9 protein-coding genes and 1 pseudogene are annotated in these 7,762 nt (G+C 41.0%); 5 read left to right on the top strand and 5 right to left on the bottom strand.

The genetic code is table 11. The features are described from left to right. Window positions 1–110, top strand: a pseudogene (locus FTV11_RS15580) (IS5/IS1182 family transposase); the annotation flags it as partial. A gap of 103 nt (window positions 111–213) precedes the next feature. Here the strand turns inward: FTV11_RS15580 and hfq are convergent. The 4 genes from hfq to tsaE all read right to left on the bottom strand — a co-directional run bounded on the left by hfq (window position 214) and on the right by tsaE (window position 4,248). Then, on the bottom strand, window positions 214–723 hold the full coding sequence (gene hfq, locus FTV11_RS15575) for an RNA chaperone Hfq (RefSeq protein ID WP_180040220.1): 510 nt from the start codon (window positions 721–723) through the stop codon (window positions 214–216). Window positions 724–815: 92 nt separating this feature from the next. Next, window positions 816–1,760, bottom strand: a complete 945-nt coding sequence (gene miaA / locus FTV11_RS15570; protein WP_180007346.1) for a tRNA (adenosine(37)-N6)-dimethylallyltransferase MiaA — start codon at window positions 1,758–1,760, stop codon at window positions 816–818. Window positions 1,761–1,766: 6 nt separating this feature from the next. Beyond that, window positions 1,767–3,779, bottom strand: coding sequence for a DNA mismatch repair endonuclease MutL (gene mutL, locus FTV11_RS15565; RefSeq protein ID WP_180026933.1), 2,013 nt, complete (start codon window positions 3,777–3,779; stop codon window positions 1,767–1,769). Next, window positions 3,769–4,248 carry a tRNA (adenosine(37)-N6)-threonylcarbamoyltransferase complex ATPase subunit type 1 TsaE gene (tsaE, locus tag FTV11_RS15560; RefSeq protein WP_180074362.1) on the bottom strand — a complete coding sequence of 160 codons (480 nt, stop codon included), beginning with the start codon at window positions 4,246–4,248 and terminating at the stop codon, window positions 3,769–3,771. The genes mutL and tsaE overlap by 11 nt, the downstream gene beginning before the upstream one ends. Before the next feature lie 135 nt (window positions 4,249–4,383). Between tsaE and FTV11_RS15555 the strand changes: the two genes are divergently transcribed. The 3 genes from FTV11_RS15555 to FTV11_RS15545 all read left to right on the top strand — a co-directional run bounded on the left by FTV11_RS15555 (window position 4,384) and on the right by FTV11_RS15545 (window position 6,291). Beyond that, window positions 4,384–5,289 (top strand): pseudouridine synthase, encoded by a 906-nt coding sequence (locus FTV11_RS15555; RefSeq protein WP_180074360.1) that lies wholly within the window; start codon window positions 4,384–4,386, stop codon window positions 5,287–5,289. A 112-nt stretch (window positions 5,290–5,401) separates the two neighbouring features. Further along, entirely contained in the window at window positions 5,402–5,749 is a 348-nt protein-coding gene (locus FTV11_RS15550) for a type II toxin-antitoxin system RelB/DinJ family antitoxin (RefSeq protein WP_078189014.1), read from the top strand. A gap of 98 nt (window positions 5,750–5,847) precedes the next feature. Beyond that, window positions 5,848–6,291, top strand: coding sequence for a GNAT family N-acetyltransferase (locus FTV11_RS15545; RefSeq protein WP_168378877.1), 444 nt, complete (start codon window positions 5,848–5,850; stop codon window positions 6,289–6,291). 133 nt (window positions 6,292–6,424) lie between these two features. Here the strand turns inward: FTV11_RS15545 and FTV11_RS15540 are convergent, their stop codons facing one another. After that, window positions 6,425–7,144 (bottom strand): pseudouridine synthase, encoded by a 720-nt coding sequence (locus FTV11_RS15540; protein ID WP_180007350.1) that lies wholly within the window; start codon window positions 7,142–7,144, stop codon window positions 6,425–6,427. 151 nt (window positions 7,145–7,295) lie between these two features. Between FTV11_RS15540 and FTV11_RS15535 the strand changes: the two genes are divergently transcribed. Further along, window positions 7,296–7,751, top strand: a complete 456-nt coding sequence (locus tag FTV11_RS15535) for a DUF441 domain-containing protein (RefSeq protein ID WP_180003104.1) — start codon at window positions 7,296–7,298, stop codon at window positions 7,749–7,751. Window positions 7,752–7,762: the final 11 nt, after the last annotated feature.

Genomic DNA, 7,762 nt, shown 5'->3' with positions numbered 1-7,762 from the left:
TGAAAACCTTCAAAATTCTTGCTGAGCGATATCGCAATCGAGGCAAAAGACTAGCATTAAGATTCAATCTAATTGCTGGAATTTATAACTTGGAGCTGAGTGAAAAATGACTTATGAAAGAAATCTAGTAATTATTAAAAAACCAGTATTTAAACCATCTACTCTTTTTATAGGCAAAAAAAACCTCCCATTTGGGAGGTTTTTTTAACTCAATTAACGATTGTTGTTTTCGTCGTCTTGAGCATCTTCAAATTTAGTTTCGCCATCAAAACCAGCATTTTGACCGCCGAAGCCACTTTGACCGCCGAAGCCACCTTGACCACCGAAGCCACCTTGACCACCGAAGCCACCTTGACCACCAAAGCCACTTTGACCACCGAAGCCACCTTGACCACCGAAGCCACCTTGACCACCGAAGCCACCTTGACCACCGAAGCCACCTTGTTGGCCGCCGAAGCCGCCTTGTTGACCACCGAAGCCAGCAGCGCCTTGAGCACCAGCAGGAGCACCAGCAGGACGTGGGTTACGTGCTGGAACAACAGTTGAAATAGCGTGTTTGTAAACCATTTGGCTTACAGTATTTTTTAATAAAACAACGTATTGGTCGAAAGATTCAATATGACCTTGCAATTTAATACCGTTTACAAGGAAGATCGACACTGGAATACGTTCTTTACGGAGAGAATTTAAGAACGGATCTTGTAAAGTTTGACCTTTAGACATGTTATAACTCCAAAAAATAATAAAAATCAGCGCAAAAGCTACCTTTACTTTTCAATTAAAAATTATCAAAAAGGTAGTCTGTAAATTTTGCTTTATCCGTAGCACTTTCGCAAGTCTTCTTGAGCCTGCTGCGCAGTTAAATATGTAGTAAATTTATGCGTTTCTTGCAAAGATCTTAACCAAGTATATTGACGTTTTGCAAGTTGTCGTGTTGCAAAAAGTGCCTTATCCTCCATTTCACGCTGTTTTTCGCTACTTTGATCACTATTTTTCAAAAAATCTAAAGCTTGACGATATCCAACTGAGCGCATAGAGGGTAAATTTTCATCTAAATCGTATTTTTCAATGAGAGCTTTCACTTCATTTAAAAATCCAATTTCCCACATTATTTTTAGACGTCGAGCTATACGCTCATGTAATTCTAATCGGTCGGGCAATAATGCGTAATTATGAAAATTGTATCGGTATGGTACGTTTTTAGGTTGCTCAGCTTGTAACTGAGTAATGGGTTTACCGGTTAACTTAAAAACTTCGAGCGCACGGATAATTCGTTGCTTATCACTCGGTTTAAATTTTTCACCTGCCAATGGGTCTACATTGCACAATTCTGCATATACAGCATCCCAACCTTGCGACTCAGCTTTGGCTTCAATTTCAGCACGTACGGCATAGTCTGCACTTGGTAAATTTGAAGACAACCCTTCCAATAAAGCCTTGTAATACAACATTGTACCACCGACTAATATCGGTGTTTTACCTCGTGCATGCATATCATCAATCAGCACACACGCATCTTCCACAAAGTTCGCTGCCGAATACACTTCTAGCGGACTGATAATATCAATCAAATGATGTGGATATTTCTCCAACTCAGCTTTACTCGGCTTGGCCGTACCAATATCCATATCCTGAAAAACCAAAGCAGAATCGACAGAAATTAATTCGAATCCACCTTGCTCGTATAATTCACATGCCAAGGCGGTTTTACCGCTTGCAGTTGGTCCCATTAAGTTGATGACCGGCAATTGATTTGACATGTAAAACTACTCTCCCCGAGCAAAAAGTTTATCTAGCTGTGCCAATGGAAACGCACGCCACGTCGGACGTCCATGGTTACATTGGCTGGCAAATTCAGTTTGTTCCATCTGACGCAGTAATGCATTCATTTCAGATAGACTTAAAATACGGTGTGCGCGTACAGCGCCGTGACAGGCCATGCCTGCCAATATTTGATCGCGCTTTTGTAGTAACCCTGCAACCTGATCACTTGGGTCTAAATCATTTAATAAATCTGGGATCAACGCATCAAAGTCTGCTTTATGCAAAATGGCAGGAACACCTCGGACAATAACTTGCTCATCGCCATATTGATCTATTTCTAAACCTAGGCGTGCCAATTGTTCTTTGAGCTCATCGACGCGCATCGCTTGCATCCTACTGATGCTCACGACTTTAGGAATCAGCAATTGCTGCGATGTCCAAAACTCAGGTTTATCCCAAGCCGTTTTCATTTGTTGCAAAACAATGCGCTCATGTGCCGCATGCATATCAACAATGATTAAACCTTCGGTGTTTTGGGCCAAAATATAAATACCATGCAATTGCGCAATGGCAATCCCCAAAGGATGCTCATCGACTTTCTGCTGAATATGTTCAGCCAATGCGGTATCCGGATCATTTAACGACTCAGTTTGACGTAAAGGCGCCAAATAACTTTGCAATGCATTATTGAGCTGTCTGGAACCCGCTAAATTTGACTGATATCCAGCACTATTGTTCGACGCATTTGAATATTGCTGTGTATAAGCTTCCTGCCCTGTTGGCGCATGATTAGAAGCATATTGCACTGTTGCAGGTGAACTAAAGTCAGTGAGTCCGCCTGAGATCTCTGGACTGACAAAATTTGAGCCTTGCTCTGCAACTGGCTGAGATTGATGTAATGAAAATTGTTCCTGATGACGCGGCTGCGGAATAATATTTTCATGTGCCTGCCCGTCGAGTTTCATTGCAGATGACAATTCGGCTGTCGCGGTTTGAAATTGCGCTAAAGTCGATTTGGCAAAATGGCGCACAAACTCATGTACTTCACGTTGATTTAGAAAACGTATTTCATGCTTGGTTGGATGCACATTCACATCGATATTTTCTGGATCAACTTCCATAAATAACAAATAAGCCGCATGTTGATGTCCATGCAAAATACCGTCATAGGCCATGCGAAGTGCATGTGAAACTGTCTTGTCTTTTACGATACGTCCATTCACATAGACATATTGCATATCGGCTTGCGCACGTGCATCTGAAGGATGACCTAACCACCCACTGAGACGCATATTGACGCTATCAGCATCCATCCAGTACGCATTTTCAGTAAATTGACGGCCTAATAATTGTTGCACCCGCTGAAAACGCAGCGCACCACTATCTGCAATAGGCAAGTTCAGCTTAATGCTATTGTTATGCTCAAGGACAAAACGTATATCAAAATGGGTCAGTGCTAAACGACGGACAATTTCTTCGATATGTCCAAACTCAGTCCCCGGTTTTTTGAGGAACTTACGCCGTGCAGGTACATTAAAAAATAAATCTTGCACACGGATGGTGGTGCCTTGCGTCGCTGCCACAGGCTGAATTTCTTGCGAATCAAATGCGGTGCCATTTACTTCGACCTGATAGCCTACACCGTCATCATTTTGGCTACTGGTCAGTGTCAAACGAGACACCGCAGCGATCGAAGCCAAGGCTTCCCCACGAAAGCCCAAACTGACAATGGCATGTAAATCTTCAGCAGTTTGGATTTTACTGGTGGCATGGCGCATGACCGCCAAAGGTAAATCTTCAGGGTGGATGCCCCGACCATTGTCTATAATTTCAATCAGTGTACTGCCGCCTTGTTCAATACGAACAATCAGCTCAGTCGCCCCTGCATCAATGGCATTTTCCAGTAATTCTTTGACCACAGAAGCGGGACGTTCAATCACTTCCCCTGCGGCAATTTGGTTGGCTAAGGCAGGATCAAGCGTTCGAATGCGGCGGGCACTGATTTCATTCAGCATGGTTAAATTTTTGCTCCAAAGCGTTTTGCAAAGTTTCTGAAGAAGAGCTTAAAGTCGCTGTACGGGTGGTTTCATCCGCAGACTTTTCAATATTAATAATTAAATCAGCCGCAGGGATTTCGTCGCCCCCTTTTGATGGCCATTCAAATAAAAATAGGGCGTTCTGCGTTTCTAAATAATCACGGATGCCCATGAGTTCAAGCTCATAGGGGTCGTTGAGACGATATAAATCAAAATGAAAAATATCTTGTCCTTGAATATTGTAAGGTTCAACCAATGTATAGGTTGGACTTTTTACCGCACCTTGATGACCCAAGTGTTGTAAAAAATAACGTGTTAACGTGGTCTTTCCTGCACCCAAGTCACCAATTAAATACGCTACACCCGTCGTAAAATGCGTCGCCAGTACGGTAGCTAAGTTTTGGGTATCGACTTCACTATTAAGTTCCAGACTGAATGAATACTGCATATTACTCACAACATGTACATAAGAATTAAATATGATAGCATCGCACTGGCTAAAATGGATATGTTCACACTATAGATTGAGCATTTTTCATGATGTGTTCTCTGCTTTATTTGCTCAGTTTTTAGATCTTTCTTCATGCACAGTTTTGAATTTACTCCCCCAATGATCAATGGTGTCAGTGCCAGCAAAGTCTTCCTTGACGGTCAACACACACAAGCCTCTACCGTCTATGCATATTTGTGTGAGCAATTTCCTCATATCCTAGCAGCAGAGTGGCAACAACGATTTAAAGATGGATTGGTCTATGCCGCAAATGGTGACGTTTTAACGATAGACAGTCCTTTTGAAGCAAATCGTCATGTTTATTATTATCGATTCTTAGCGCATGAAATCCATGTTCCCTTCGAGCATCAGATTTTATTTGAAAATGATCATTTCATCGTGGTCGATAAACCGCATTTTCTCACCATGAGTCCAACCGGTCAGTATGTACAAGAAACCTTGTTGGTTCGACTCAAAAAGCAAACGCAGCTTGAACAGCTAACGCCGATTCATCGTTTAGATCGTGAAACTGCCGGCCTAGTTCTCTTCTCCAAATGTGTCGAAAGCCGTGGGCTATATCAACAGATGTTTGCCACTCGAAACGTTCAAAAAACCTATCATGCCATTGCAGCTTATCGAGATGAATTAAATTTCCCAATCACAACTCGCTATCGCATGGAAAAAGGTCAACCTTTTTATACAATGCAAATAGTAGATGGTGAACCTAACAGCGAAACCTTCATTCAGCTGATCCAGCAGCATGGAAACCGCGCTAAGTATGAATTAAAGCCACATACCGGCAAGCAGCACCAACTCCGTGTGCATTTAAATGCTTTGGGCATTCCAATTCAAAACGACCCCTTTTATCCAGTAGTGCAACATAAGGCAGAGGATGATTTCAGCCAACCTTTACAACTACTTGCGAAACATCTTGAGTTTATCGATCCTGTGACAGAGCAGGCTTTTCAATTCAGTTCTGCCTATGAATTGACACTGTAAATCGATTGTCATTACATTAAATTGATAAAATACTGCCGAACATTCTTGAATTTATGATAGTTTTGATTAGAATAAATGCGAAAAGTTAAGTATTTTAAAGCTTTCTAAGAATATGAGAAAAACTGAAGTCTACCAAATCCGCCTCGATTCACAGGAAAAGAAACAGGCCTTTGCCGTGTTTAAACAATTAGGCATTACACCTGCACAGGCTGTACGTCTATTCTTTAAACAAGTTGTTTTAACCAAATCAATCCCCTTCTCTATTGAAAACCAAAATATCAATATTGAACAATTGATTAAGTTACGCAAATTAAAACAACAAGAAGCCCAAGCCATTTCAACCACTGAAATTAGCCCTGCGGAATTAGAAATTTTAAATAATGATCCATTATTAGATGATGATCATCTCGACTTGTTTGAAGAGCTCAATGCAATTTTGGGTGAAGGTGACAAAACTTAACACTGTCGCATTTATAAACAATTTATAAATCAACCAATTTCGAAAATTCGATATGCTTCATGCAAGACTGATAAAAATAGCATGGAGTATAGAAAAAAATGATCGTTCGACGCGCAACAGAAGCAGACCTTCATCCACTTGCTGTTTTATTTGATGAATATCGCCAATTTTATGGCACCTCTTCTAATCTTGATATCTCATATAAATTTCTAAGACAACGTTTTGAAAATAATGAAAGCGTAATTTTTATTTGCTTAAAAGATGATGTGATTACTGGGTTTATCTTACTGTATTTGGGCTTTTCATCTGTGGCTTGTTCAACCTACTATATTTTAGATGATGTCTATGTCAGCCCTGTATATCGTCGTCAGGGTTCAGCCAAACAATTGATCGATACCGCGGTTCTCTTTGCTCAACATGAAGGTGCGCTTCGAATCAGCCTCGAAACTCAAAAAAATAACTATCACTCACATCAGCTCTATGAATCGATGGGCTTCATTAAAGATGATGAATTTCAAACTTATCATTACTTTATTCGCTAATGCCTTGCTCGGCATTAAAAACATCATCAACGCATATTAGAAACGCATCTTTAAATAATTAGCAGACATATTTATGGGCTTTAATACCGCACATTCATCCTTCAAATGATGACGTATCAAAGCCCTGTACCTATTACTGTGAATTTAGATTTTCACGAAATTTCGATTGTTCAATTTGCGCTGCATTCAAATAGATCCATTCACCCTCAGCAATATCTTCAAGCTTTAATTGTCCTATTTGAGCACGATGTAATGTTTCAACTTTATTGCCGACAGCCGCCAACATCCGCTTCACTTGATGATATACCCCTTGATGGACAGTCATTTGCAATTGATGTGAAGCCAATAGCTGTACATCGGTTGCAGCGAAAATGCCTTTTTCGTTTCGAAGCTCCACGCCTTGTTCTAATTGTTGTATTTGCTCAGGTGTCACAGGATCTGCGGTATGCATCGAATACACTTTGGCAACATGCTTTTTAGGGTGTGTAAGCGCTTGTAGATATTGACCATCATCCGTGAGCAGCAACAGTCCAGTGGTGTCTTGATCCAGTCGCCCGACGCATTGCAGACCACGATTTAACAGCACATCATCAAATAATTCAAAAACACTAAAATGATGGGTTGCCTGATGCGAACATTCATAACCTTGAGGTTTATTTAACGCGATATAAACATGCTCACGATAGGTATAGTCCTGTCCATGCACACTGTAAGTTAAATCATTCAAGTCCAGCTTTTGCTTTGGATTATCTACAATCTCACCGTGTATTTCGACCGCACCATTTTTAATCAACTGTTGGCAATATTTACGCGAACCAAAACCTTGTGATTGCAGCATTTTTTCCAAAAACATAGAACAACCTAATAAACACCATATATTGCTATTTTATACTGAACCACGAGCCAACTTGCAGGAAAAATAGCGGAAATAATCTTGAACGCCAGTTTTTAATGTTTCTGCGCTACACTATTGATTATTTATTGAAGTTTCTCACGAATATCCTATGTCTCAGTTGGATTTAAATCTGATCGTGTTATTGGTGTTATTGGCTTGTGGCATCTTTAGCCACAATACAGCGATCACCATAGCAGCAGGTGTCTTGATTATTTTCCGCATCACGCCTTTAAGTGAATTTTTCCCCTATCTGCAACAATATGGCTTAAACATTGGCATTATTATTTTAACCATTGGCGTACTCACGCCGATCGCTAGCGGAAAAATACCCGGTGATTCGATTTTAAAATCCTTTTTAAGTTGGAAATCCCTCGTCGCAATCGCCATTGGCATCTTTGTCGCATGGCTAGGCGGACGTGGTGTCAAACTGATGTCCAATCAGCCAGATGTGGTTGCCGGACTATTGATTGGGACAGTCGCAGGTGTTGCCATGCTGCGTGGTGTACCTGTCGGCCCACTCATTGCAGCAGGCATCTTGTCGCTACTGATTGGGATTAAACAATAAGGCCGTTGCTG

Source organism: Acinetobacter sp. YH12231 (assembly GCF_013417755.1).
Lineage (GTDB): Bacteria > Pseudomonadota > Gammaproteobacteria > Pseudomonadales > Moraxellaceae > Acinetobacter > Acinetobacter amyesii.
The sequence above is the reverse complement of the archived record's forward strand: the minus strand, read 5'-3'. Positions and strand labels throughout refer to the sequence as shown.